Source organism: Blastococcus sp. DSM 46786, assembly GCF_900109665.1.
GTDB lineage: Bacteria > Actinomycetota > Actinomycetes > Mycobacteriales > Geodermatophilaceae > Blastococcus > Blastococcus carthaginiensis.
This window is the reverse complement of the sequence record NZ_FOAO01000029.1, coordinates 1-24,022: the sequence shown is the minus strand read 5'-3', so window position 1 is coordinate 24,022 and position 24,022 is coordinate 1. Positions and strand designations below refer to the sequence as shown.

Below are 24,022 nucleotides of genomic sequence, written 5' to 3'. Positions count from 1 at the left end.
AGACGGCGGGCATCAGCCCGTCTTCCGAGCTGGCCATGCCGGTTCGATCCCGGTCACCCGCCCCAGTGATCGCCTGACACGGTGCGGAACCGGGACGCTCGTCAATGCCGTCATCCAGTCGTGGACACCGTTCCCGCCCGGCCCGACCGGCTGCCGTCCCGATCGCGCACCGGCGCCGGACGACCAGGCGATGGACCCACCCGCGCCGCGAAGCACTGCTTCGTCCCGGCCGCGCTGATCCTCGCCCTGCTCGTCGGCTGCACGGGCTCCTCCGGCGGCGAGTCGAGCAGCGCCGACGGTGCCACCGGCGGTGGTGCGGTAGCCCCCGAAGCGGCAGTCCCGGGGAGCGATGAGGCCGCCGACGACCGGCAGGTGGTCACCACCGCCACGTCCTCGGTGGCCGTCGACGACCCGGCCGAGGGCGCCCAGCAGGTCAGCGAGCTCGTGGAGTCCGTCGGCGGGCGCGTCGACGAGCGCACCGTGCAGGCCACCTCCGGCGTGGACGGGGCCGAGGGCGTGGTCGCCGACCTCGTCGTCCGCGTACCGGCCGACGAGCTGACCGGCGTCCTCGCCGACCTGGAGGAGCTCGGCGACGTCAGCAGTGTCTCGGTGTCCCGCTCCGACGTGACCGCCACCGTCGTCGACCTCGACGCGCGCATCACGGCGCTGCAGGCCTCGGTGGCGCGGCTGCTCGCCCTCATGGACGACGCCGCCACCACCGAGGCGCTGCTGGAGGCGGAGCAGGCGCTCTCCCAGCGGCAGCAGGAGCTCGAATCGCTGCAGTCCCGACGGGCCACCCTCGCCGACCAGGTGGAGCTGTCGACGCTCCGGGTGCACCTGGAGCCCTTCGGCGTGGCCCCGGCCGGCGGGCCGGACGGCTTCCTCGACGGGCTCGCCACCGGGTGGCGGTCCCTGGTCGCGGTCGCGGGCGGGGCCGTCGTGGTGCTCGGCGTCGTCCTGCCGTGGCTCGTGCTCGCCGCGCTGGTCGCCGTCGCGGTCGTGGTGCCGCTTCGCCGGGCACGGCGGCGGGCCGCGGCCCCGCCTCCGGCGGCGGCGCCCGAGGGTTGAGCCGCTCCGCCGGACGTCTGGTCGCGCCCTGACGCGGCTGGACGTCCGGTGGCGCGGCTGGACCTGCCTTTGCTGCGCACCAAGGTTGAGACCTCACCGGCTCGTGAGGACGACGAGCTGCTGGGTCGCCCGCGTCATCGCCACGTAGCGGTCCACCGCTCCCCCGACGCCCGCCCCGAACGACTCGGGATCCACGAGGACGACGAGGTCGAACTCCAGCCCCTTGGCCAGCGACGGAGTCAGCGACCGCACGCGGGGCCGCTCCGCGAACGACGGCGCCCCGATCACGCAGCCAATGCCCTCCGCGTGCCCGGCCAGCCAGCCGTCGACGACCGCGCCCAGCTCCGCGACGGAGCCGTGCGCCACCGGCACCCCCGTGCTGCGGACCGACGTCGGCACGTTGGCGTCCGGCAGCACCGCGCGGATCACCGGCTCGGCCGCGGCCACCACCTCCGCCGGCGTCCGGTAGTTCACCGTCAGCGACATCTGCCGCACCTCGGTCAGCCCCACCCGGTGCAGCCGCTCGGCCCACGGCTCGGGGAAGCCGCGCCGTGCCTGCGCCCGGTCGCCCACCACGGTGAAGCTCCGCGACGGGCAGCGGCGCAGCAGCACCTGCCACTCCGCGTCGGTGAGCTCCTGCGCCTCGTCGACGACGACGTGCGCGAACGTCCCGGCCAGCGGGTCGGCGTCGACCGCGGGCAGCGCGTCCTGGTCCACGAGGGCGTCGCGCAGGTCGCCGTGCCGCAGGCTGGTCATCAGCAGCAGCTCGGAGTCGTCGGCCGCGATCAGCTCGTCGATCACCGCGGACATGCGCTCGCGTTCCCGCGCCACGACGGCGGCCTCCCGCTGCCTGCGCCGCACCGCCCCCGCGTCGCCCAGCCGCATCCGCGCCGCGTCCAGCAGCGGCAGGTCGGCCACCGTCCACGCCCGGGGGTCGCTGCGCTGCAGCCGCCGCACCTCGTCGGGCGCGAGCCCCGGCGCGCACCGCCGCAGGTAGGCGGGCACCGACCACAGGTCGCCGACGAGGTCGTCCGGGTCGAGCAGCGGCCAGGCGCGGTCGAACGCCGTCCGCAGCTCCCGGTCCTGCCCCGCCGCGGCGCGGATCAGGTCGGGCTCCACGTCGGCGTCGTGCGCATCGACCACGATCTCCAGCAGCGTCTCCCACACCTGCTCGCGCGCCTCGTTGTGCGGGGTACCGGGCTCGGCGGCGTCGAACGCCTCGGCCCAGTCCTCGGCGGTCAGCCGGACGTCGTCCCACGGCGTCGTCACCGTCGTCCCCCGGGCCGGCGGCTCCTCGTAGAACCGGACGGCCGCCTCGATCGCCGCCACCATCCCCACCGACGCCTTCAGCCGGGCCACGTCCGGGTCGGCCTCGGGGAGCGCACCGGCGCCCTCGGGCACCAGGTCGCGCAGCGTGCAGGTGCGCACGCCCTCCTCCCCCAGGCCGGGCAGGACGTCGGCGACGTAGGCCAGGTAGGGCTCGTGCGGGCCGACGAACAGGACGCCGCCCCCGCAGTGCCCCAGGCGCGGGTCGGAGTAGAGCAGGTAGGCGGCGCGGTGCAGGGCGACGACGGTCTTGCCGGTGCCCGGCCCGCCGTCGACGACGAGGGCCCCGCGCGAGCCGGCGCGGATGATTGCGTCCTGGTCGGCCTGGATGGTGCCGAGCACGTCGCGCATCCGGGCCGACCGGTTGCCGCCGAGGCTGGCGAGGAAGGCCGACTGGTCGTCGAGGGCGGCGTGCCCCTCGAGCCCGTCCGGCGTGAAGACCTCGTCCCAGTAGTCGGTGATCCGGCCGCGGGTCCAGCGGTAGCGGCGGCGGCTGACCAGGCCCATCGGGTCGGCGTGGGTCGCGGCGAAGAACGGCTCCGCCGCCGGCGACCGCCAGTCGACGAGCAGCCGGCGGCCGGCGCCGTCGGTGAGACCCAGGCGCCCGACGCGCACCGGCTCCCCTCCGTCGGCAGGCACGATGCGGCCCAGGCACAGGTCCAGGCCGAACCGGCGCAGGGTGCGCAGCCGGGTGGCGAGCCGGTGCACCTCCAGGTCGCGGTCCAGCGCCGCCTGGCCGGTGCCGCCGGGTCCGGCGCGCTCGGCGGCCAGCCGCTCGGTGAGCTCGGCGATCGACCGCGCGAGGCTGTCGGCGATCAGGGTGAAGTGCTGCTCATCGGCCGCGATCAGCGCGGGTTCGGCCTTGGCGGCGAGCTGCGGGGGGAGGTCGAAGGCACGGGTGGACACGGGCACGGCAGCGGCTCCGATCCGGGGCCGCCGCCGCGCCCGTCCGCGCGCGGTCAGCCGGCCCCGGCGGGCGAGTGTGCGGCCCGACGGGGGCCTTGCCGCAAGCCCCGGGGTGCGCTATACGTTCGAGTGGGACGAGGACACGTCACTGCTGCGCAGCCGAGGTCTCCGCCTCCGGCGCGGCCCCACCCGGGGCCGGCACCGTCACGTCGTCGACGAAGCAGTAGGCCCAGCTCTCCCCCGGCTCGGCCGAGGCGACGAGCGGGTGGTCGTCCGCGGCGGCGTGCAGCCGCGCGTGCCGGCGCGGCGAGGAGTCGCAGCAGCCGACGTACCCGCAGCTCAAGCAGGTACGCAGGTGCACCCACTCGGTGCCCTCCCGCAGGCAGCCCACGCAGCCGTGCGCCCACGGAACCACCGGCCGGGAGCTGTCCCCGTGCCCGCAGCCGCTGCCGTCCGGCCACGCGTAGCGGACCACCCGGGTCGTGTCGACGACGGTCCGCCCCCGGTCCGGGTGGGCCACGCGGTGCCCCAGCTCGGCGAGGACCGCACGCTCCAGCGCGTGCCCGGAGATCCGGTCGCGGTCCAGCACGTGGTCGGCGCCCGCGTCCGCAAGCTCGACGACGTCGACGGCACCCAGCGGGCGCGCCACGATGGGCGCCGTCGTCACGGCCCGCGCGGCGGCGACGACCCGCACCGCCTGCTCCGGGTCGTCCTCGGCGACGACGGCGACGCGGGCGGCGGGGACCCCGGCCACCCGCAGGACCTCCCCCTTGGTCGGGTCGCCCCGCACCACGGTGTGCCCGTCGGCCTCCGCCTGCGCCGCCCCGTCGGGGTTCAGCGTCGTCATCACCACGCCCACCCCCCGGTCGCGCAGCGTGCCCGCGAGCTCGAGCGCGGTGGGCCCCCACCCGATGATCGCGACGTGGTCGCGGTGCGCGCCGTCCTCGTCCGCGGACACGGGACCGGCGGCGGCGCCACGCGAGCGGTCGAGCCGCGCCGCCGCCGCGGCCAGCTGTGGGGTGGCCAGCATGAGCAGCACCGTGGCGGCGACGACGACCTGGGCGCCGTCGTCGGCCAGCCCGAGCGGCGCGAGCCCGGCCGCGGTGCCCACGGTGAGCAGCACGAAGGAGAACTCGCCGACCTGCGCCAGCAGCAACCCGGTCGCGGCCGCGGTGCGCAGCCGGATGCCGACGGCGGTCGCGGCGACGGCGGTGGTCAGCGTCTTGAGCACCAGCGCACCGGCGGCCGCACCCAGCACGAGCGGCAGGTTGGCGAGCATGAAGCCGACGTCGAGCAGCATGCCGACCGAGACGAAGAAGACCGCGCTGAACACGATCTGCAGCGGCAGCACCTCGGCGAGGGCCTGGGTGCTGGCCCGGCTCTCGCTCACCACCAGCCCGGCGAGGAAGGCCCCGAGCGACACGCTCACCCCGGCGAGCGCCGTCAGGTAGGCGGTGCCGAAGCAGACGGCCACGATCGCGAGCAGGAACACCTCGGGCGAGCAGGTGCGGGCGACCACGTCCAGCACCGTGGGCATCACCCGGCGGGCGAGCACGAGCACGGCGACGATGACCCCCACCGCGGTCAGCACGGCCCACAGCAGCGCGCCGCCGCCCGAGCCCCCGCCCTCGGCGGTCGGGCCGAGCAGCGGCACGACCAGCACCATCGCCACCACCGCGAGGTCCTGGGCGATCAGCACGGCCAGCGCCAGGCGGCCCCGGACGGCGGAGTTCTCCCGCCGCTCCCCCAGCAGCTTCAGCACGATCGCCGTGGACGACAGGGCCAGCAGGAAGCCGGTGAACAACCCGTCCCGCCACCCGCCGCCCAGCGCCAGCGTCACGCCGAGCCCGGCGCCGGTGGCGAGGACCAGCTGCAGCCCACCGGCGACGGCGATCCACGTCCACACCCGCGCCAGCCGCTCCAGCGAGAACTCGATCCCGATGGTGAACAGGAGGAGTATCACGCCGATGTCCGCGGCCGCCTCCACCGCCTCGCTGCTGTCGACGACGCCGAACTGCGCCGGGCCGATCAGGACCCCCGCCACCAGGAACCCGACGATCGGCACCACCCGGGCGCGGGCCGTCAGGTAGCCGATGACCGCCGCGGCCACCACGAGGGCCGCGGTGGGCCCGAGGTAGCCCGGCACCTCGCCGGCCGCGGTGACGAGGTCTGCCTGGGGCGACATGCCGACATCATGCGCGCCGCCGGCGACGGTTCCCACGGCAGCGGACGGCCGGAGGAATCCCTGGCCACCGCGGGCGTTGGACAGCGGCGGGCGACGAACCGATGCTGTCGGCAGCCGGCGGAGGAGGACCACGCATGACCGCACCACCTCCGGTCGGCACGGGCCTGCGGATGGGCACCGCCCAGGGACGCTGGGTGCTGCTCGCGACCGTGCTCGGCTCGGGCGTCGCGATGCTGGACGCGACGGTCGTCAACGTCGCCCTGGAGCGGATCGGGTCCGACCTCGGGGCGGACTTCGCCGGGCTGCAGTGGACGGTCAACGCCTACACGCTCACGCTGGCCGCGCTCATCCTGCTGGGCGGCTCGCTCAGCGATCGCTACGGGCGCCGGCGGCTCTTCGTGGTCGGCGTCTGCTGGTTCGCCCTCGCCTCGCTGCTGTGCGGGCTGGCGCCGAACATCGAGACGCTCGTGGCGGCCCGCGCTCTGCAGGGCATCGGCGGGGCGCTGCTGACGCCCGGCAGCCTGGCGATCATCTCCGCCTCGTTCTCCGGCCCCGACCGGGCCGCCGCGGTGGGCGCCTGGTCCGGGCTCTCCGGGGTCGCCGCCGCCGTCGGGCCGTTCGTCGGTGGCTGGCTGGTCGAGTGGAGCTGGCGGGCGGTCTTCCTGATCAACCTGCCCCTGGCGGCGCTGGTCGTCCTCGTCGCCGTGCGGCACGTGCCCGAGTCGCGTGATCCGTCGGCCGCGCCGCAGCTGGACTGGGCCGGGACGGCGCTGGTCGCCGTGGGGCTCGGTGCGCTGACCTACGCGCTGACCGCCGCCGGGGAGGGCGGCGCGGGCGCCACCACCTGGCTGTGGGGCGCGGCGGGGGCCGTCGCCCTGGGCGCCTTCGTGCAGGTCGAGCGCCGGTCGCGGCACCCCCTCGTCCCGCCGTCGCTGTTCGCGGAGCGGCAGTTCAGCGCGGCCAACGGCGTCACGCTCTTCGTCTACGCCGCCCTCGGGGCGCTGTTCGTGCTGCTCGTGCTGCACCTGCAGGTGGTCTCCGGCTTCAGCCCGCTGCTGGCCGGGACCGCGCTGCTGCCGGTCACCGCGCTCATGCTGCTGTTCTCCGCCCGGGTGGGGGCGCTGGCCCAGCGGATCGGGCCGCGCTCCCTGCTCACCGGCGGACCGCTGGTCGCGGCGGCCGGGGTGCTGCTCATGCTCCGGATCGGCCCGGACGCCTCCTACCTGCTCGACGTGCTCCCCGCGGCGCTGCTCTTCGGCGCGGGGCTGACGCTGCTGGTCGCCCCGCTCACGGCGACGGTGCTGGACTCCGCCGCCGACCGCTACGCCGGCCTCGCCTCGGGGGTCAACAACGCCGTGGCGCGGGCGGCCGGGCTGCTCGCGGTGGCGGTCGTCCCGGTGGCCGCCGGGATCGGCGGGGACGACTACACCGACCCGGAGGCGTTCGCCGACGGCTTCCGCACGGCGATGCTCATCCTGGCCGGCCTGCTCGCCGCCGGTGCCCTGCTGGCCGTCCTGTACGTGCGCCGGCCACTCGCTGACGACGCTCCCGAGGCCCCGGTGCAGCCGTCCGGCTCCGGGCGCGTCCGGATCGAGGAGTGCCCGCACTGCCCGGTTACCGGCCCGGCCGTGCACCCCCGGGACGACGCCCCGGCCCCCGGCGGCCGTCCCGCCTCGTCCTGACCGCCACGGCCAATCAGCGGGGCCGGCGTGCGGCCTTCCGCACCGCCCAGCCGCCGGCGGCGTCGGCGGCACGGCGCCACAGCGGCTCGCGCCGCTGCTCCAGGCGCGCCAGCCGGGTCTCCAGCTCCGCCACCCGCCCCGCGTCCGGGGCGAGCACCCGCGGGCGGGCGGCGAGCGCGCTGAGCCCGTCGGTCAGCCCGGTGACCAGCTGCGCGACGTCCTCGGGCGCCAGCCGCGCCGTGCCGACGCACGTCTCCCCGCGCCAGAGGCTGAGGTTGAGCAGCCCCGCCTCGACGTGCGTCGAGACCCGGACCGCCCGGCCCTCCCCGCGCGCATCCCACGTCCATCGCCCGTGCACGGGCATCACCAGTGCCGTCATCTCCACAGGCTGGCGTGGCGCGCCGACCCGGTCAAGCGGGGTGCGCACCGCCTCCGCCCCGGGGCCCGCGGGAGCTGCCGGGCCGTGCCGCCTGCCCGGCCTACAGCTCCGTCGGCAGCCCCAGGGCGGCGAACAGCTCGCAGTCGAGGTTCAGGAAGCTGGAGATGTGGGCGATCCGGCCGTCCTCGATCTCCAGCACGTGCAGGCCCCACGGCACGTGACCACCACCCTCGGCCGGCCGGTACTGCGCCACGGCGGGGGTGCCGTTGGCCGAGGTCTGGATGAGCCGCGAGCCGCGGCACCCCGCGCCGGGGCCGGTCATCCAGGTGCCGATGTCCTCCCGGCCGCGCAGCCACATCTCGAACGGCGGCATGTGCTGGGTCGCGTCCTCGTGCAGCAGCTGCACGAAGGCGTCGATGTCGTAGCGCTCGAAGGCGTCCAGGTAGCGGGCCAGCAGCGCGCGGGCCTCGTCGTCCAGGGTGCGCGGCGCGGGGCGACCGCCGACGTCGGCCAGCGTCGCCCGGGCCCGCTGCAGCGCGCTGTTGACCGAGGCGACCGTGGTGCCGAGCAGTTCGGCGACCTCGTCGGCCTTCCACCGCAGCACCTCGCGCAGGATCAGCACCGCCCGCTGCTTGGGCGGCAGGTGCTGCAGGGCGGCGACGAACGCCAGCCGCACCGACTCCCGGGCTACCGCCCGGTCGGCCGGGTCACCGTCCTCGGGGAGGACCTGGCGGTCGAGCACCGGCTCGACCCACGCCGTCGTCGGCCGCCGCCCGGCCAGCGACGCGGGGACAGGCGGGTACGGGGAGCCGGCCAGGTCCATCGGCAGGGCCCGGCGCTGCCGGCCGGCGAGCTGGTCGAGGCAGACGTTCGTGGCGATGCGGTAGAGCCACGAGCGCAGCGCCGACCTGCCCTCGAAGTCCGACAGCCCGCGCCAGGCGCGGACGAGCGTCTCCTGCACCGCGTCCTCGGCGTCGAACACCGAGCCGAGCATGCGGTAGCAGTAGCCGGTGAGCTCGCGGCGGTGCTCGAGCAGCCGCGGGTCGAGCTGTTCCGCGGGACCGATGACGGCACTGGTCACAGGAGTCCACCCCTCGGGATCGATGTGCCGGTCAGCACACCACAGGCCACCGACAGAACGGGAGCCCCCCGAGCGCCGTGGCTCCGGGGGCTCCCCACCGTTCCCACCCGGTCGGGCGGGTCGGTGTCAGTGCGTCACGGGAGCAGCGGCTCGCCGTTGCGCACCAGCTGCCAGTTCCCGACGAGGAACTCCGCCGGGTCGATCACGCCGACCGCCTGGGCCCGCTCGATGAGCAGCTGCCGGATCTCCAGCTGCTCGTCGTAGACCACCGGCGCGGTGTCGATGTGCGGGAAGCCGCCACCGCCGCTGCGCCGGTAGTTGTTCACCGCCACGACGAACCGGTCGTCGTCGGCCACCGGCTGCCCCTCGTACGAGAGGTCGACGATCCGCGAGCCCACCGGCTGCGCCACGTCGATGGCGTACTCGACGCCGGACAGGATGTCGAAGTTGTAGTCCGGCGTCCCGTTCGGGGCCTCGGCCGTCGGGGCGTTGGTGAGGGTCTCGACGTCGACCGCCCCGGTCCCCGTCACCTGCTGGAAGTACCGGGCGGAGAACTCCAGGTACTCCCTCAGCTGGGCCCCGGTCAGTTCCACGGCCTCGAGGGTGTTGTCGTAGATGTAGAGCCCGGCGATGTCGCGGATGGTGACGTCACCGGCGGGGAACACCGCCTCCCGGCTGAACGGCGCCGCGATCGAGAGCACCGGCAGGTCGGCCCGGTCCGTGCCCTCCAGGGCGGCGGCCACGGTGTCGGTCTGCACGTCCTGGATGAAGTCCAGGATCGCGGTGTCCTCGTACCGGCTGGTGACCGCCGAGAGCTCCTCCGCCGACTGCGCCACCACCTGGTTGACGTACGCGACGGTGGTCGCGTGCGCCTCGCCCGTGGCGTCCAGCACCTCCTCCGACTCCTCGACGCCCGCGGTGCTCAGCGCCGTGGCGGAGGTGCCGACGACGTCCCACTTCCCGCGGACCTGCTGCAGGTCGATGTCGACCTGCGAGACGGTGGCGCCCCAGCGGTAGGGCTGGGTGAGCAGCACGTCCTCACCGGTGACCTCGTTGGTGACGACCTGCGACGGGGCGTTCCGGTGCGTGTGGCCCACCACCATCGCGTCGATGCCGGGCACCGTGCGGGCGATGACGTCCGACGGGTTCTCGGTCGGCACCTCGGGGCCGTACGACGACGTCCCGCCGACGCCGGCGTGCGACAGGACGACGACGACGTCGGCCTTGCGGTCGACGACCGGCACCCACTTCTCCGCCGCGTCGACCATGTCCTGGAAGGTCACGCGGCCCTCGACGTTGCCCTTGTCCCAGATCGCCGAGCCGGGGGTGGTCAGGCCGATGATCCCGACCTTGACCGGCTTGTGGTCGGGCACGCGCATCGTCTCGATCGTGTACGGCCGCAGGTACGGCCGCTCGGAGCCCCCGCGCAGCACGTTGGCGCCGAGCACCGGGTGGTCGACGTCCTTCTCGTAGGCCCGCAGCAGGTCCAGCCCGTAGTTGAACTCGTGGTTGCCGACGACCTGCGCGTCGTAGCCGATGGCGTCGTACGCCGCCGCCATCGGGTGCTCGACGCGGGTCTCGGTGACCGGCTCCTGCTTGGCGTAGTAGTAGCTCAGCGGCGTGCCCTGCAGGAAGTCGCCGTTGTCCACCACGAGGACGCTCTCCTCGCCCCGCTCCGCGCGGACCGAGTCGACGACGGTGGCCACCTTCGCCAGGCCGGTCTCGAAGCCGGACCGCTCCGAGTAGGTCCGGTCGGCGAAGTAGTCCCAGTTCTGCACGCGGCCGTGCAGGTCGGTGGTGGCCAGCATGGTCAGCGTCAGGTCGTCCGCCGCGTGCGGTGCAGCAGCAGCCGGGCTCAGGGGCGCCATGGTCAGCGCCGCCGCCGCGGCCGCCACGGACAGCGTGGTCCGCCGTCTCATCCGGTCGTTCCTCTCGATCGATCGGTCCCCGTGACGGTGCGCAGGGGGATCCGGATCGACCGTAACGACCGGTGCGCGGGCGCGGGTGACGAGCGCCTTACTGGTAGGTGACCAGCTCCGGCAGGGGGTCGACCTGCTCGATCGTCTGCCCCGGGGTCAGCATCGGGATGTCCTCGTCGTAGAAGTTCTTCCAGCCCCAGAACAGCCCCTCCGGGGCGTTCCGGTGCAGCACCTGCCAGGTGGACTGCTTGGCGCCCTGACCGCCCTGGCCGTCGGCGTGGACCATGATCGCCAGCTCGTCCCGGGAGGTGTCCAGCCGCTCCAGGCCCGGGAGCATGTCGACCCGGAACTGGTGCAGCACCAGCAGCTTCTGCGGCAGCTCGTTCTCCCGCGTGAGGTCGGCCAGCCAGGTGACCACCCGGTTGACCTCCTCGATCTCCACCGAGCCGATCTGGACGAGGTGCACCTCGTTCGGGCCCAGCCGCCACTCGGGGTCCAGCGCCAGCCCGACGTAGGGCAGTTCCAGCAGCGGCCGGTACAGCTCCGCCTGGGTGACGAAGTCGGTGCGGCCCGGCTGCAGGTCGAGGATGACGTAGAGCCCGGCGGCCCCGGCCGCCTCGACCCACGGCCGCAGCATCTCCACGTCGCCCTCGGCGGAGTAGTTGCCGTCGGACCCCGCGGACGCGGACGCGACGGTCGCGATGATCTCGAAGGTCGGGACGACGGCCGTGTCGACCAGCGGCTCGTAGGCGGCGGCGTGCTCGCGGGCCCGCTGGATGGCCGCCTCGACCGGCTGCTCACCCAGCACGCCGAGCGCGCCGGTCTCCGGGTGGCCGTAGAGCGCCACCATCATCCGGCCCGGGAAGAGGAGCTGACCGCCGCCGGGCAGCTGGGTTCCGGTGGCCGCCGTCGCGAGCTTCCAGTCCAGCCCCTCTTCCGCGCCGAAGCCGGCACCCAGCGCGACCACGTGCTCGGCGTCGTCCTCGGCGAGGGTGGTGATCAGCTCCTCCGAGGCCCGCGGGTCGGTGGTGCCGCCGGTGACCAGCACCCGGGCGCCGGCCGCGCGCGCGGTGGCCGCGGCGGCCAGCGCGTCCGGGGTCCCGGTGGTCATCACCAGCGTGCCCTCGAGCGGCTCGGCGGCCTCGATCTCGGGCAGCGAGCCCTCGGCGTCCGCTTCTCCGGCCTCCGTCGAGGATTCCGCAGCGCCGCCACCCTCCGGACGGAGCGCAGCCGGCTCCGCCGGGTCCAGCGCGGCCACGGCGGCGACCTCGCCGCCCTCGGCGACCGGGTCCGCCTCGGCGAGCTCCTGGTCCAGCACGGCCGCCACGGCGGCCGGGTCGGCGGGCACCCCGATGACCTCGGCATCGGTCCCCGCCGGGGAGGACGATGCCGCGGACGACGACGCCGCGGACGACGACGACGCGCCGGCGGGCGCGGGGGCCGCGTCGCCGACGGCCAGCACTGTCGTGGTGCCCAGCCGCTCCAGCTCGGCCAGGACCGGCTCGTCCACCCCGGAGCCGTCGGCCCCCACCAGCAGCGGGACGCCGAGCGCGACGGCGGCGGAAGCGCCGAGGAGCGTGCCCGCCGGGTCGTCCTCCGCCACGAGCACGACCACGCCCGCCTCGTCGAAGAAGGTGCGGCTGGCGCTCGCGGCCATGGCGACCGGGTCCTCGTCCGCGACGAGGGTCAGCCGCTCGCCCGGGGCGGCGGTGACGATCTGCGCCGCCTGCTCCTCGGGGTCCGAGCCCTCGTCCGGGGAGCTGGTGCAGGCCCCGGTGAGCAGCGCGGCGGTCAGGGCGATCGGCAGCGCACGAGCACGCACGGGCATCCTCCGTCCACCGGGGCACGCCCGTCCTGCGGGGGCACGACGAGGTCGGCGTGGCCAGCGGCTACCGACCCTAGCCGGGGAAGGCAACCGGCCGGGGTACTGGACACCGGCGGCCGCCGGACGGAACGATCCGGCGCGAGATGATCGACGACGCACGGTCGGGCCGGCCCGAACCCCGGTCCGCCAGCCAGCGGGATGGGTCCCGAGCCCCGTCCCGGCCAGGCTCGACGGCATGATCACCGACACCGCCGTGCTACCCACGACCACCGGGCCGGCACCGCTTCCCGTCGACCACCGCCAGGGCCGGTTCCGCCAGCTCGCCGTCGACACCGGCTACGCGCTGGCCGGGTTCCCCGCCGGGGTGGCGGCGTTCGTCGTCGTCGTCACCGGACTGGCGGTGGGCACCGGGCTCCTGGTCGTCTGGGTGGGGGTGGCGGTGCTGGCCGCCACCCTGCTGGCCGCCCGCGGCTTCGCCACCGCCGAGCGGGCGTGGCTGCCCGCGGTCCTCGGCGAGGCCGTCCCGCGGCCGGTGTACCGCCGGGCCGAGGGGCGGCCGGTGCGCCGCCTGATCACGCCGCTGCGCGACCCGCAGAGCTGGCTCGACGCGCTGCACGCCGTGCTCCGGCTGCCGTTCGTGATCCTGTCGTTCACGGTCACCGTCACGTCCTGGGCGGTCGCCCTCGGCGGCCTCACCTACGGGCTGTGGGACTGGGCGCTGCCCGACGCCTCCCGCGATCCGGGCAACACCGACCTGCTCGAGCTGCTCGGCTTCGAGAGCACCGCCTTCCGGCGGATCGCGCTGTACGCGCTGATCGGTCTGGTCTTCGCCCTGCTGCTCCCCGTCGTCGTCCGGGCGGTCGCGCTGCTGCAGGCGGGCTTCGGCCGGGTGCTGCTCACCTCCCGGGCGGCGACGCAGGCCGAGATCGGCCGGCTGGCGGGTGGCCGGGACGCGGCGGTCGCCGCCGAGGCGGTGGCGCTGCGCCGGCTGGAGCGCGACATCCACGACGGGCCGCAGCAGCGGCTGGTCCGCCTGGGCATGGACCTCGCCCGCGCCCAGCGGCAGCTCGACCGCGATCCGGACGCCGCCCGGGAGACCCTCGGCGAGGCCGCCGGCCTCGCCCGGGAGACGCTGGAGGAGCTGCGCGCGCTGTCCCGCGGCATCGCCCCGCCGGTGCTCGCCGACCGCGGTCTCGCCGCCGCGCTGGCCGCGCTCGCCGCCCGCTCCCCCGTGCCGGTGGACCTCGCCGTCGACCTGCCGACCGAGCGGCTCGCGCCGGTCACCGAGAACACCGCCTACTTCGTCGTCAGCGAGGCGCTGGCCAACGTGGCCAAGCACAGCGGCGCGACGGCGTGCCGGGTCGAGGTCACCTGCACCGGCACCCGGCTGCGCGTGGACGTCGAGGACGACGGCTCCGGCGGCGCGGTGGCAGCGCCCGGGCACGGCCTGGCCGGGCTGGCCGACCGCTTGCAGGCCGTCGACGGCGTGCTCGTCGTCGACAGCCCCCGCGGCGGGCCGACCCGGCTGACCGGGGACCTGCCGTGCGCGTAGTGCTCGCCGAGGACTCGGTGCTCCTGCGCGAGGGGCTGGTGCGGCTGCTCGAGGAGGCCGACGCCGAGGTGGTGGCCGCGGTCGCCGACGGGCCCTCCCTGGTGCGGGCGGTCACCGAGCACCGGCCCGACGTCGCCGTCGTCGACGTCCGCATGCCCCCGACGCACACCGACGAGGGCCTGCGGGCCGCGGTCGAGGCCCGGGCCGCGGCGCCCGGCACCGCCGTCCTCGTGCTCTCCCAGTACGTGGAGGTCGCCTACGCCGACGAGTTGCTGGCTGACGGCGCCGGCGGCGTGGGCTACCTGCTCAAGGACCGGGTGGCCGACGTCGACACGTTCCTCACCGCACTGGAGGACGTCCGGGGCGGTGGGACGGTGCTCGACCCGCAGGTGGTGGCCCAGCTGTTCGCGCGCCGCCGGGCCGACGACCCCGTGCGCCGGCTCACCCCGCGGGAGCGCGAGGTGCTCGGGCTGATCGCCGAGGGCCGCTCGAACACCGCGATCGCCCGGGCGCTGGTGGTGACACCGGGAGCGGTGGAGAAGCACACCCAGCACATCTTCGCCAAGCTCGGGCTCGGCCAGGACGAGGACCAGCACCGCCGGGTGCTGGCGACGCTGGCCTACCTGCGCAGCTGACGACGGACCCGTGAGCCGCCGAACTCGTTGGCGGAGCGTCGGACCCGACCGGTAGACACGTCGACGTGATCGATGTCGACGCCCGACTGCGCCCGGTGACCCTCGACGAGTGGCCGGCCTTCGCCCACGCCATGCACGACGTCTTCGCGGAGGAGGCGCCGGCGTCCTTCGCCGAGCGGCCGTCGTCGGTGGCGGAGCTGGACCGGTCGCTGTCGATGTGGGAGGGCGACCGCGTCGTCGCCACCGCCGGCATCTACAGCCGCACTCTCGCCGTCCCCGGGGCGCTGGTGCCGTGCGCCGGCATCACCTGGGTCACCGTGGCACCCACGCACCGCCGGCGCGGCGTGCTGACGGCGATCATGCGCCGCCAGCTGACCGAGCTGCACGAGCAGCAGCGCGAGCCGGTGGCCGGGCTGTGGGCGGCCGAGTACCCGATCTACGGCCGCTTCGGCTACGCGCCGGCGACCCGGGAGGCCCGGTTCTCCGGCCGCACGGAACGGTTGCGGCTGCGGCCCGACGTCGACCTGGGCACCGGCCGGGTCGAGCAGGTGACCGCCGAGGAGTACCGCCCGGCCGCAGTGGCCGTGCACGCGGCGGTGCACCGCTGGGTGCCCGGCAACATGGTGCGCGACGACCGCTGGTGGGACCGCCACATGCGCGACGACCCCTCCGGCCGGGAAGGCGCGTCGGCGCGGCGGTACCTGCTGCACCGGGAGGCCGACGGCACGGTCACCGGGTACGCCGCCTACCGGGTGAAGGGCGCGTGGAGCGACACCGGCGAGCCCGACGGCACGCTGACCGTCGAGGAGGTGCGGGCGAGCGGCACCCCGGCCTACGCCGCGCTGTGGCAGGTGCTGCTGTCGGTCGACCTGGTGCGAACCCTGAGGTACGCGGCTGCCTCACCGGAGGACCCGCTGCGCTGGCTGGTCACCGACGCGCGGGCGCTGCACAGCACGCCGGTCGACGGGCTGTGGGTGCGGCTGGTCGACGTCGACCGCGCCCTCGCCGCCCGCCGCTACCCGGCCCCGATCGACCTCGTGCTGGAGGTGCGCGATCCGTTCTGCCCGTGGAACGACGGGCGCTGGCGGCTCTCCGGGCACCCGGCCGGCGGCTACTGCGGGCGCACCGACCGCGACCCCGACATCGTGCTGGGCATCGAGGAGCTCTCGGCGGCCTACCTGGGCGGCGTCCCGCTGGCCGCGCTGCAGGCCGCCGGGCGGGTGACCGAGGTGAGCCCCGGGGCGGTCACGCTGGCGTCGACGGCGTTCAGCTGGCCGGTCACCCCCTGGTGCCCCGACAGCTTCTGAGGGCGGCGCGACGGCGGGGAGGGCGGCGCGGGACAGGGCGGGCGGCGAGCCGGCGAGCGGTGGGGATGGCGGGCCGCCGGACGGGCGTCGGAGCGGTGGCCCCCGGAAGGACATCTCGAGGGAGGAGATGTCCGACCGGGGGCCACCGCCCGGGGCTCAGTCGGTGCCGGCCTCCATCGCCGCCCGGGGCTCAGTCGGTGCCGGCCTCCATCGCCGCCCGGTCCAGCAGCTCCTCGTCGGCCGGGACCTGACCGCGGGAGGCGATCGTCTCGGCGCCCCCCTCCTCGGTGACGTCGATCAGGCCGGTCGCCGCCGCCTGGGCCGCGCCGATGGCCGCGTGCGTCGGCGCGCCCCCGACCATGCCCAGCCGCGCGTACTGCTCGAGCTTGGCCCGCGAGTCGGCGATGTCGAGGTTGCGCATGGTCAGCTGGCCGATGCGGTCGACCGGGCCGAACGCCGAGTCCTGGGTGCGCTCCATCGAGAGCTTGTCCGGGTGGTAGCTGAACGCCGGGCCCGCGGTGTCGAGGACCGAGTAGTCCTCGCCGCGACGCAGCCGCAGGGTGACCTCACCGGTGACGGCCATCCCGACCCAGCGCTGCAGCGACTCCCGCAGCATGAGCGCCTGGGGGTCCAGCCAGCGCCCCTCGTACATGAGCCGGCCCAGCCGCCGGCCCTCGGAGTGGTAGGTCGCCAGGGTGTCCTCGTTGTGGATGGCGTTGACCAGCCGCTCGTAGGCGATGTGCAGCAGCGCCATGCCCGGCGCCTCGTAGATGCCGCGGCTCTTGGCCTCGATGATCCGGTTCTCGATCTGGTCGGACATGCCCAGGCCGTGCCGCCCGCCGATCGCATTGGCCGCCAGCACCAGGTCGACGGCGGAGCCGAACTCCTCGCCGTCGATCATCACCGGCCGCCCCTCGGCGAAGCCGATGGTGACGTCCTCGGTGGCGATCTCGACCGCCGGGTCCCAGAACCGCACACCCATGATCGGCTCGACGGTCTCGATGCCGGTGTCCAGGTGCTCGAGGGTCTTGGCCTCGTGCGTGGCCCCCCAGATGTTGGCGTCGGTGGAGTAGGCCTTCTCGGCGCTGTCCCGGTACGGCAGGCCGTGGGCGACCAGCCACTCCGACATCTCCGTGCGGCCGCCGAGCTCGGTGACGAAGTCGGCGTCCAGCCACGGCTTGTAGATCCGCAGCGCGGGGTTGGCCAGCAGGCCGTACCGGTAGAACCGCTCGATGTCGTTGCCCTTGAAGGTCGAGCCGTCGCCCCAGATCTGGACGTCGTCCTCGAGCATCGCCCGCACCAGCAGGGTGCCGGTGACCGCGCGCCCCAGCGGGGTGGTGTTGAAGTAGCTGCGGCCGCCGGAGCGGATGTGGAAGGCGCCGCAGGTCAGCGCGGCGAGGCCCTCCTCGACCAGGGCGGCCTTGCCGTCGACCAGCCGGGCGATCTCCGCGCCGTAGGCGGTGGCCCGGCCCGGGACCGAGGCGATGTCCGGCTCGTCGTACTGGCCGATGTCGGCCGTGTAGGTGCAGGGCACCGCGCCCTTGTCGCGCATCCACGCGACCGCTACGGAGGTGTCGAGACCACCGGAGAAGGCGATGCCGACGCGTTCGCCGACGGGCAGGGAGGTGAGCACCTTGGACACGGGAAGGATTATGCACGCCCATGCATGATCATGCGTAGGCGGGTCTGCACACGCCTCTGCGGGCGGCGGGTCCAGCACCGCCTCCGGTGGGTCAGGGGTGCTGGGACCGGGTGGGCAGCCCGCCCGCGGGACGGTGCCGGTCGCGCTCGTAGTCGCTGATCAGCCCGATCCGGCGGACGTGGCGCTCGTCGCCGCTGAACGAGGTGCCGAGGAACTCCAGCACGAGGGCCGTGGCTTCCTCGTCGCTGTGCTGCCGCGCGCCGATGGCGACCACGTTGGCGTCGTTGTGCTCGCGGGCCAGCTGCGCGGTCGCGGTGTTCCACACCAGCGCGGCGCGGACCCCGGGCACCTTGTTCGCGGCCATCTGCTCGCCGTTGCCCGAGCCGCCGATGACGACGCCGAGGGTGCCCGGCTCGGCGACCGTCCGCTCCCCCACCTCGAAGCAGAACGGCGGGTAGTCGTCCTGGGCGTCGTACTCGAACGCGCCGCAGTCGACCGGCTCGTGACCGGCCTCGGCCAGCGCCCGCTCGAGGTGCTCCTTGAACTCCAGGCCTGCGTGGTCGGTGCCGATGAAGACGCGCATGCCCGGGAGTCTGACAGGCTCGCGCCGTGGCGGTGCTGGGGGTCGACGGCTGGCGCGGGCGGTGGGTCGGGGCGCTGCTGGAGGGCCGGTCGGTGACCCTGCTGGCGCTGGACGACGTCGATGCCGTGCTCGCCGTCCCCGACGTCGACGTGGTGGCCGTCGACATGCCGATCGGGCTCTCGGACGACGGAGTCCGCGCCTGCGACGTCCAAGCCCGAGGGCGCCTTCGCCGCGCCGGAAGCTCGGTGTTCCCGGCTCCCCTGCGTCCGGTGCTCGGCGCCGTCGACTACCCCGACGCATGCCGGATCTCGATCGCGGCGTCCGGGAAGGCGCTCTCGAAGCAGGCGTGGAACCTGCTGCCCTCGATCCGGCAACTCGACGACGCGCTCGGCGAACCGCCTGATGCACGGGTCGTCGAGGTGCACCCGGAACTGTCCTTCCGACGCCTGGATCTGCGAGTGGCCGATCCCAAGATCACCGCCCGCGGCACGATGCAGCGGCTCGAAGCGCTGTGCGGCGTCATGGATGTCGAACGGGCGCTACTCGACGCGCCGGCCCGCGTGCCGATGGTCGACGCGCTGGACGCCTGCGCCGCGGCCTGGTCCGCACAACGCCTCGCCGCAGGCACCGCGTCCTCCGTGGGCGACGACCGGCGCGACGCCCGTGGCCGCCCCATGCGGATCAGCTGGTGACACGTCAGCACCCCGGTGGGCACGGCGAACCGGGGGCCGGAACAGGCCCATCTCCGGAAGCGGACGCACCGACGACGACGCGCCCGGAGCGCCGTGCCGGCTGGTGCACGCCGCCCGGCGCCTGTCACGGTGAGCGGGTGCTCGTCGTCGTCTCCGGGCTGCCCGGCACCGGGAAGTCCGCGGTCGCCGCCGCACTCGCCGCCCGATCGGGGGCCGTCCACGTGTCGATCGACCCTATCGAGGACGCGCTCCTGGGCGCAGGCCTTCCGCGTTCCTGGGAGACGGGGGTCGCGGCGTACGGAGCAGCGAGGGCCGTGGCCGAGCAGAACCTCGTGCTCGGACGACCTGTCGTGGTGGACGCGGTGAACGACACCGAGCCGGCTCGCGACACGTGGCGGGCTGCGTCAGCCGCCGCGGGAGCCGACCTCGCCTTCGTCCTGCTGACGCTGGACGACAAGGCCGAGCACCGTCGGCGGCTCCACGGCCGGCAGCGGACGTTGGCGCACGTGCCGGAGCCCTCGTGGGACGAGGTGACCGCACGAGCGGCGGCGTACGCGCCGTGGGTCGACGGGACGTGCCTCCGGGTGGACGCGGGGCGACCGGTCGACGAGGTGGTGATCGAGGTCGTGGACCGGCTCCCCGGCCGGTGGCTCCCCGGCCGCCCGATGCGGTCAGCCGGTGACGCTCACGACCCGGTGACCCGGCGGACGACCGACAGTGGCAGCACGCGCAGCAGCGCGGCGACCGGGCGCCACGGGAACTCCGGCACGTAGCCGCGCACCGGCTCGCGCTCGATGACGTCGACCAGCGCACCGACGCCCTTGTCCAGGTCCACCGTGAGCGGGCCCCGCCGGCCGACGTTGATGTCGGTCGCGATGTAGCCGGGCAGGATCGTGGAGACGACGATCCGCGAGCCGTACACGTCCGAGCGGATGCCCTCGGCCAGCGAGTTCAGCGCCGCCTTGCTGGCCCCGTAGGCGGTGCGGCTGCCCGGCATGCCCCGCACCGAGGCGACCGAGGAGATCAGCACCAGATGGCCCATGCCCTGGCGGCGGAACAGCTCCATCGCCGCCTCGCACTGGGCATGCGAGCCGAGCACGTTGGTGTGCAGGACGGCGCGGTTGCCGGCCGCCCCGCCGGCGCCCACGGACCTCCCCGCGCCGATGCCGGCGTTGACGACGACGCGGTCGAACCCGCCCAGCCGCTCCGCGAGGTCGGCGAAGGCGGCGGCCACCGACTCCGGGTCGTCGACGTCCATCGCGGCGACCTCGACGCGGATGCCGGGGTGTGCGGCCCGCAGCTCGGCCTGCAGCGCCTCGAGCCGGTCGACCCGGCGGGCGCACAGGGCGAGGTCGCGGCCCATCGCGGCGAACCGGCGGGCCATGCCCTCGCCGAGGCCGGAGCTCGCGCCGGAGATGAAGATGCGCTGGCGGGTGGGGTGCGGCACCCCGACAGGATGCCGCACCCCGCGCCGGCGATCAGCGGGTACGGGCGAGCTCCAGGGCGTCGGCCGGGACGGAGCTCATGTCCGGGTCCGAGGTCCGGGTGCGCTTGAGCTCCCAGAAGTCGGGCAGGTTGGCCAGCAGCACGGCGCCGTCGAAGGCCTTGCCGGCGTCCTCGCCGGTGGGCACCTTGCTGATGACCGGACCGAAGAACGCCACGCCGTCGATGTGCATGACGGGCGTGCCGACGTCCTCGCCGACCGCGTCCATGCCCTCGTGGTGACTCTTCTCCAGCACGACGTCGTACTCGGTGGAGCCGGCGGCCTCGGCCAGCGACGCCGGCAGCCCGACCCGCTCCAGCGCCGGGACGACGAGGCCCTCGAGCTCGACGCCCTCGTGGTGCCGCAGCGTGCCCATCGCGGTGTACAGGTCGCCGAGCACCTCGTCGCCGTGCTGCTGCGCCGCGGCGATCGCCACCCGCACCGGGCCCCACGCCTTCGCCATCATCTCGGCGTAGTCCTCGGGCAGGTCGCGGCCACGGTTGAGCACCGCGAGCGACATGACGTGCCAGTGCAGGTCGATGTCGCGCACCTTCGCCGCCTCGAGCACCCAGCGGCTGGTGAGCCAGGCCCACGGGCACAGCGGGTCGAACCAGAAGTCGACGCGGGCCTTCGTCGGCGCGCTCTGCACTGCCTCGGTCATCCTTGCTCCTCGCTCCGGTGGCCCGGGTCGCCGAGTGCCCGTGCCGTCTGCGGTCAGGCAAGTCCCGCAGGCAGGTCGTTGTTCCCCGGCCGGTGGACGACGGGCGACGCGTCGTCCCCGCATGACAAGCTCTCGGGCGTGGCCGTACCCAACCTGACCCGCACCGACGCCGCCGCCCGCGCCGAGCTCCTGGCCGTCCGGAGCTACGACATCTCCCTCGACGTCACCGACGGCGCCGGGCACCCAGGCGAGCGCACCTTCCGGTCGACGACGACCGTCGAGTTCACCTGCCGCCGCCCGGGCGCGGACACCTTCATCGACCTGGTCGCCGAGACGGTGCGCTCGGCGACGCTGAACGGCACCGAGCTCGACGTCAGCTCCTACACCGAGGACGGCGGGCTGCCGCTGCCCGGCCTCGCCGAGCAGAACACGCTGGTGGTGACGGCGGACTGCCGCTACTCGAACACCGGCGAGGGCCTGCACCGCTTCGTCGACCCCGAGGACGAGCAGGTCTACCTCTACACCCAGTTCGAGCCGGCCGACGCGAAGCGGATGTTCACCTGCTTCGACCAACCCGACCTCAAGGCCGCGTTCACGGTGCACGTGACGGCGCCCTTCGACTGGCAGGTCGTCTCCAACACCGGCGACCGCACCATCGAGGCCGGCGAGGGCGGATCGCAGCTGGTCCACTTCGCGCCCACCAAGCGCATCTCGACCTACCTGGTGGCGCTGATCGCCGGGCCGTACGCCAAGGTCACCGACCTGCACGAGGGCATCCCGCTCGGGCTGTACTGCCGGGCCTCGCTGGCCAAGCACCTGGACCCGGACGAGCTGTTCCGCGTCACCAAGCAGGGCTTCGACTTCTACCACCGGGTGTTCGACTACCCGTACCCGTTCGACAAGTACGACCAGCTCTTCGTCCCGGAGTTCAACGCCGGCGCCATGGAGAACGCCGGCGCGGTGACCTTCCTGGAGGACTACGTCTTCCGCTCGAAGGTCAGCCGCGCCCGCTACGAGCGCCGCGCGGAGACGATCCTGCACGAGCTCGGGCACATGTGGTTCGGCGACCTCGTGACCATGCGCTGGTGGGACGACCTGTGGCTCAACGAGTCCTTCGCCACCTACATCAGCACCCTGTGCCAGGCCGAGGCGACCGAGTACACGACGGCGTGGACGACCTTCGCCAACACCGAGAAGGCCTGGGCCTACGCGCAGGACCAGCTCCCCTCGACCCACCCGATCGCCGCGGACATCGCCGACGTCGCCGCGGTCGAGGTCAACTTCGACGGCATCACCTACGCCAAGGGCGCCTCGGTGCTCAAGCAGCTGGTGGCCTACGTGGGGCGCGAGGAGTTCCTCGCCGGCGTCCAGCGCTACTTCCGCCGGCACGAGTACGGCAACACCACCCTGGCCGACCTGCTGGGCCCGCTGTCGGAGAGCTCCGGCCGCGACCTCTCGGAGTGGGCCGACCAGTGGCTGCGCACCAGCCAGGTCAACACCCTGCGGCCGGTCTTCGAGCTCAGCGACGACGGCCGCTACACGAGCTTCGCCATCGAGCAGACCGCCGTGGCCGAGCACCCGGTGCTGCGCAACCACCGGCTGGCCGTCGGCCTCTACAGCGAGGGCCCCGACGGGCTGACGCGCAGCCACCGGGTGGAGCTCGACGTGGCCGGCGCCCGCACCGAGGTACCCGAGCTGGTCGGCCACCCGGCCGCGGACCTGGTGCTGGTCAACGACGACGACCTCACCTACGCCAAGATCCGGCTCGACGAGAAGTCGCTGGCCACGCTGCGCTCGCGGATCGGTGCGCTGCCGGACTCGCTGCCGCGCGCGCTGTGCTGGTCGGCGGCCTGGGACATGACCCGCGATGCCGAGCTGCCGGCCCGCGAGTGGGTGCAGCTGGTGCTGGCCGGGATCGGCGCCGAGACGGAGAGCAGCGTCGTCCAGTCGCTGCTGGCCCGGGTCCAGAGCGCGCTCTCCTCCTTCGCCGACCCGGCGTGGGCGCCGACCGGGTGGGCGCAGCTGGCCGACCACGCGCTCGCCGCGCTCCAGGCCGCCCCCGCCGGGAGCGACGAGCAGCTGCTGTGGTCCCGCACGCTGGCCAGCGCTGCGCGCACCGAGGAGCACGCGGCGGCGCTGCGCGGGCTGCTCGACGGCTCGCGCACCCCCGAGGGCCTGGTCGTCGACGCCGACGCGCGGTGGGCGTTCCTGCACGGGCTGGTCGCCATCGGCGCGGCCGGCGACGCCGAGATCGACGCGGAGGCCGAGCGCGATGCCACCGCGACGGGTATCCGGCGGGCGGCCACGGCACGGGCCCTGCGGCCGACGGCGGAGTCGAAGGAGGAGACCTGGCAGCGGGCCTTCACCGACGAGTCCCTCCCGAACGCCGTGCACGAGGCGGTGCTGCAGGGTTTCTGGCACCCGGCCCAGCGGGAGCTGACCGCCGGCTACGTCGACCGCTACTTCGCCGACGTCCGCCCGCTCTGGGACCGCCGGCCGGGCGAGATCGCCAAGAACGCCGTGCAGTACCTCTTCCCGCCGGTGGTGGAGCCGCGCACGATCGCGGCCGCCGATGCCTGGCTCTCCGACGCCGAGCAGCCGCCCGCACTGCGCCGGCTGGTCTTCGAAGGACGGGACGGCATCGCCCGTGCACTGCGTGCGCGGGAGCGGGACGCCGCCGCCGAGTAGCCGGACCACCGCAGAGCAGGCGACCAGGGCGCCGCACTCCCGAGGGGGTGCGGCGCCCTCGTCGTCTGCCGCCTCCGCTGTTGATCAGGTGACAGTGAGGATGTAGGCGGGCCCCGCAGCAACCGTTCCTGACCCTTCAGGTGACTGACCTCGGGTCTTTATCCGGATCTGTCGGTTCGGTCGCTGCGGGGCCCGCTGCACTCACCAAGCCTGGCGGTGTGACCTCATAGGAGCCTGTGCCAGCAGGCACCCATCACTGTCTTGTCCGCTCGCCCGGCGGTGCGTGCCGCCCTGTCGGTTGCGAGCGAGGAGGACGGCGATGACCACCATCGCACCAGAGACTGCCCCGGACCAGGTCCAGGTGACCGGTGGCGTGGACACCCATTGCGACACCCACACCGCGGCCGC

General features: G+C 74.6%; 18 protein-coding genes. 8 read left to right on the top strand and 10 right to left on the bottom strand.

Annotated features, from left to right (window positions below):
- Window positions 1-120: 120 nt before the first annotated feature.
- Entirely contained in the window at window positions 121-1,068 is a 948-nt protein-coding gene (locus BMW62_RS20735) for a DUF4349 domain-containing protein (protein WP_170852498.1), read from the top strand.
- Between the two features lie 93 nt (window positions 1,069-1,161).
- Here the strand turns inward: BMW62_RS20735 and helR are convergent, their stop codons facing one another.
- Window positions 1,162-3,306, bottom strand: a complete 2,145-nt coding sequence (helR, locus tag BMW62_RS20730) for an RNA polymerase recycling motor ATPase HelR (protein WP_091935216.1) — start codon at window positions 3,304-3,306, stop codon at window positions 1,162-1,164.
- A gap of 139 nt (window positions 3,307-3,445) precedes the next feature.
- The gene (locus BMW62_RS20725; RefSeq protein ID WP_091935214.1) at window positions 3,446-5,485 is read right to left on the bottom strand and encodes a cation:proton antiporter domain-containing protein; all 2,040 of its coding nucleotides are present in this window, start codon (window positions 5,483-5,485) and stop codon (window positions 3,446-3,448) included.
- Between the two features lie 134 nt (window positions 5,486-5,619).
- On the opposite strand from BMW62_RS20725, the gene BMW62_RS20720 reads away from it, so the two are divergent.
- Window positions 5,620-7,167 (top strand): MFS transporter, encoded by a 1,548-nt coding sequence (locus tag BMW62_RS20720; RefSeq protein ID WP_091935211.1) that lies wholly within the window; start codon window positions 5,620-5,622, stop codon window positions 7,165-7,167.
- A gap of 13 nt (window positions 7,168-7,180) precedes the next feature.
- Here the strand turns inward: BMW62_RS20720 and BMW62_RS20715 are convergent, their stop codons facing one another.
- The 4 genes from BMW62_RS20715 to BMW62_RS22850 form a co-directional block, all read right to left on the bottom strand.
- Window positions 7,181-7,546: a hypothetical protein gene (locus BMW62_RS20715; protein ID WP_091935208.1), complete on the bottom strand. Its 366-nt coding sequence runs from the start codon at window positions 7,544-7,546 to the stop codon at window positions 7,181-7,183.
- A gap of 100 nt (window positions 7,547-7,646) precedes the next feature.
- Entirely contained in the window at window positions 7,647-8,627 is a 981-nt protein-coding gene (locus BMW62_RS20710) for a sigma-70 family RNA polymerase sigma factor (RefSeq protein ID WP_091935205.1), read from the bottom strand.
- A 134-nt stretch (window positions 8,628-8,761) separates the two neighbouring features.
- The gene (locus BMW62_RS20705; RefSeq protein ID WP_091935202.1) at window positions 8,762-10,546 is read right to left on the bottom strand and encodes a bifunctional metallophosphatase/5'-nucleotidase; all 1,785 of its coding nucleotides are present in this window, start codon (window positions 10,544-10,546) and stop codon (window positions 8,762-8,764) included.
- A gap of 97 nt (window positions 10,547-10,643) precedes the next feature.
- Entirely contained in the window at window positions 10,644-12,374 is a 1,731-nt protein-coding gene (locus BMW62_RS22850) for a hypothetical protein (RefSeq protein WP_244524194.1), read from the bottom strand.
- A 232-nt stretch (window positions 12,375-12,606) separates the two neighbouring features.
- Between BMW62_RS22850 and BMW62_RS20695 the strand changes: the two genes are divergently transcribed.
- The 3 genes from BMW62_RS20695 (at window position 12,607) to BMW62_RS20685 (ending at window position 15,865) form a co-directional block, all read left to right on the top strand.
- Window positions 12,607-13,923 carry a sensor histidine kinase gene (locus BMW62_RS20695; protein WP_091935197.1) on the top strand — a complete coding sequence of 439 codons (1,317 nt, stop codon included), beginning with the start codon at window positions 12,607-12,609 and terminating at the stop codon, window positions 13,921-13,923.
- Complete coding sequence (locus BMW62_RS20690) at window positions 13,914-14,558, top strand: response regulator (RefSeq protein ID WP_091935195.1); 645 nt, start codon at window positions 13,914-13,916, stop codon at window positions 14,556-14,558. Before BMW62_RS20695 ends, BMW62_RS20690 begins: the two co-directional genes overlap by 10 nt.
- A gap of 65 nt (window positions 14,559-14,623) precedes the next feature.
- Window positions 14,624-15,865, top strand: coding sequence for a GNAT family N-acetyltransferase (locus BMW62_RS20685; RefSeq protein WP_091935192.1), 1,242 nt, complete (start codon window positions 14,624-14,626; stop codon window positions 15,863-15,865).
- A 190-nt stretch (window positions 15,866-16,055) separates the two neighbouring features.
- Here the strand turns inward: BMW62_RS20685 and argG are convergent, their stop codons facing one another.
- Window positions 16,056-17,507 carry an argininosuccinate synthase gene (gene argG / locus BMW62_RS20680; RefSeq protein ID WP_091935189.1) on the bottom strand — a complete coding sequence of 484 codons (1,452 nt, stop codon included), beginning with the start codon at window positions 17,505-17,507 and terminating at the stop codon, window positions 16,056-16,058.
- Between the two features lie 91 nt (window positions 17,508-17,598).
- Window positions 17,599-18,090 carry a ribose-5-phosphate isomerase gene (locus tag BMW62_RS20675; RefSeq protein ID WP_091935186.1) on the bottom strand — a complete coding sequence of 164 codons (492 nt, stop codon included), beginning with the start codon at window positions 18,088-18,090 and terminating at the stop codon, window positions 17,599-17,601.
- A 26-nt stretch (window positions 18,091-18,116) separates the two neighbouring features.
- On the opposite strand from BMW62_RS20675, the gene BMW62_RS20670 reads away from it, so the two are divergent.
- Both BMW62_RS20670 and BMW62_RS20665 read left to right on the top strand, forming a co-directional pair.
- On the top strand, window positions 18,117-18,782 hold the full coding sequence (locus BMW62_RS20670) for a DUF429 domain-containing protein (protein WP_091935183.1): 666 nt from the start codon (window positions 18,117-18,119) through the stop codon (window positions 18,780-18,782).
- 137 nt (window positions 18,783-18,919) lie between these two features.
- On the top strand, window positions 18,920-19,555 hold the full coding sequence (locus BMW62_RS20665) for a P-loop nucleotide/nucleoside kinase family protein (RefSeq protein WP_170852497.1): 636 nt from the start codon (window positions 18,920-18,922) through the stop codon (window positions 19,553-19,555).
- Here BMW62_RS20665 and BMW62_RS20660 read toward each other — a convergent pair.
- Window positions 19,468-20,229: an SDR family oxidoreductase gene (locus tag BMW62_RS20660; RefSeq protein WP_091935179.1), complete on the bottom strand. Its 762-nt coding sequence runs from the start codon at window positions 20,227-20,229 to the stop codon at window positions 19,468-19,470. The two genes, BMW62_RS20665 and BMW62_RS20660, sit on opposite strands and share 88 nt — an antisense overlap.
- Window positions 20,230-20,260: 31 nt before the next feature.
- On the bottom strand, window positions 20,261-20,926 hold the full coding sequence (locus tag BMW62_RS20655) for a mycothiol-dependent nitroreductase Rv2466c family protein (RefSeq protein WP_091935176.1): 666 nt from the start codon (window positions 20,924-20,926) through the stop codon (window positions 20,261-20,263).
- Window positions 20,927-21,064: 138 nt separating this feature from the next.
- Here BMW62_RS20655 and pepN point away from each other — a divergent pair, with 138 nt between their 5' ends.
- A complete protein-coding gene (gene pepN, locus BMW62_RS20650; RefSeq protein ID WP_091935174.1) occupies window positions 21,065-23,614 on the top strand; it encodes an aminopeptidase N in 2,550 nt (849 codons plus the stop codon).
- Window positions 23,615-24,022: the final 408 nt, after the last annotated feature.

What these genes read in the sequence shown, in the direction of transcription:
- BMW62_RS20725 (WP_091935214.1), bottom strand. Translation starts at nt 5,485, where the DNA reads ATGTCGCCCCAGGCAGACCTCGTCACCGCGGCCGGCGAGGTGCCGGGC.
- BMW62_RS20720 (WP_091935211.1), top strand. Translation starts at nt 5,620, where the DNA reads ATGACCGCACCACCTCCGGTCGGCACGGGCCTGCGGATGGGCACCGCC.
- BMW62_RS20715 (WP_091935208.1), bottom strand. Translation starts at nt 7,546, where the DNA reads ATGACGGCACTGGTGATGCCCGTGCACGGGCGATGGACGTGGGATGCG.
- BMW62_RS20705 (WP_091935202.1), bottom strand. Translation starts at nt 10,546, where the DNA reads ATGAGACGGCGGACCACGCTGTCCGTGGCGGCCGCGGCGGCGGCGCTG.
- BMW62_RS22850 (WP_244524194.1), bottom strand. Translation starts at nt 12,374, where the DNA reads ATGCCCGTGCGTGCTCGTGCGCTGCCGATCGCCCTGACCGCCGCGCTG.
- BMW62_RS20695 (WP_091935197.1), top strand. Translation starts at nt 12,607, where the DNA reads ATGATCACCGACACCGCCGTGCTACCCACGACCACCGGGCCGGCACCG.
- BMW62_RS20675 (WP_091935186.1), bottom strand. Translation starts at nt 18,090, where the DNA reads ATGCGCGTCTTCATCGGCACCGACCACGCAGGCCTGGAGTTCAAGGAG.
- BMW62_RS20655 (WP_091935176.1), bottom strand. Translation starts at nt 20,926, where the DNA reads ATGACCGAGGCAGTGCAGAGCGCGCCGACGAAGGCCCGCGTCGACTTC.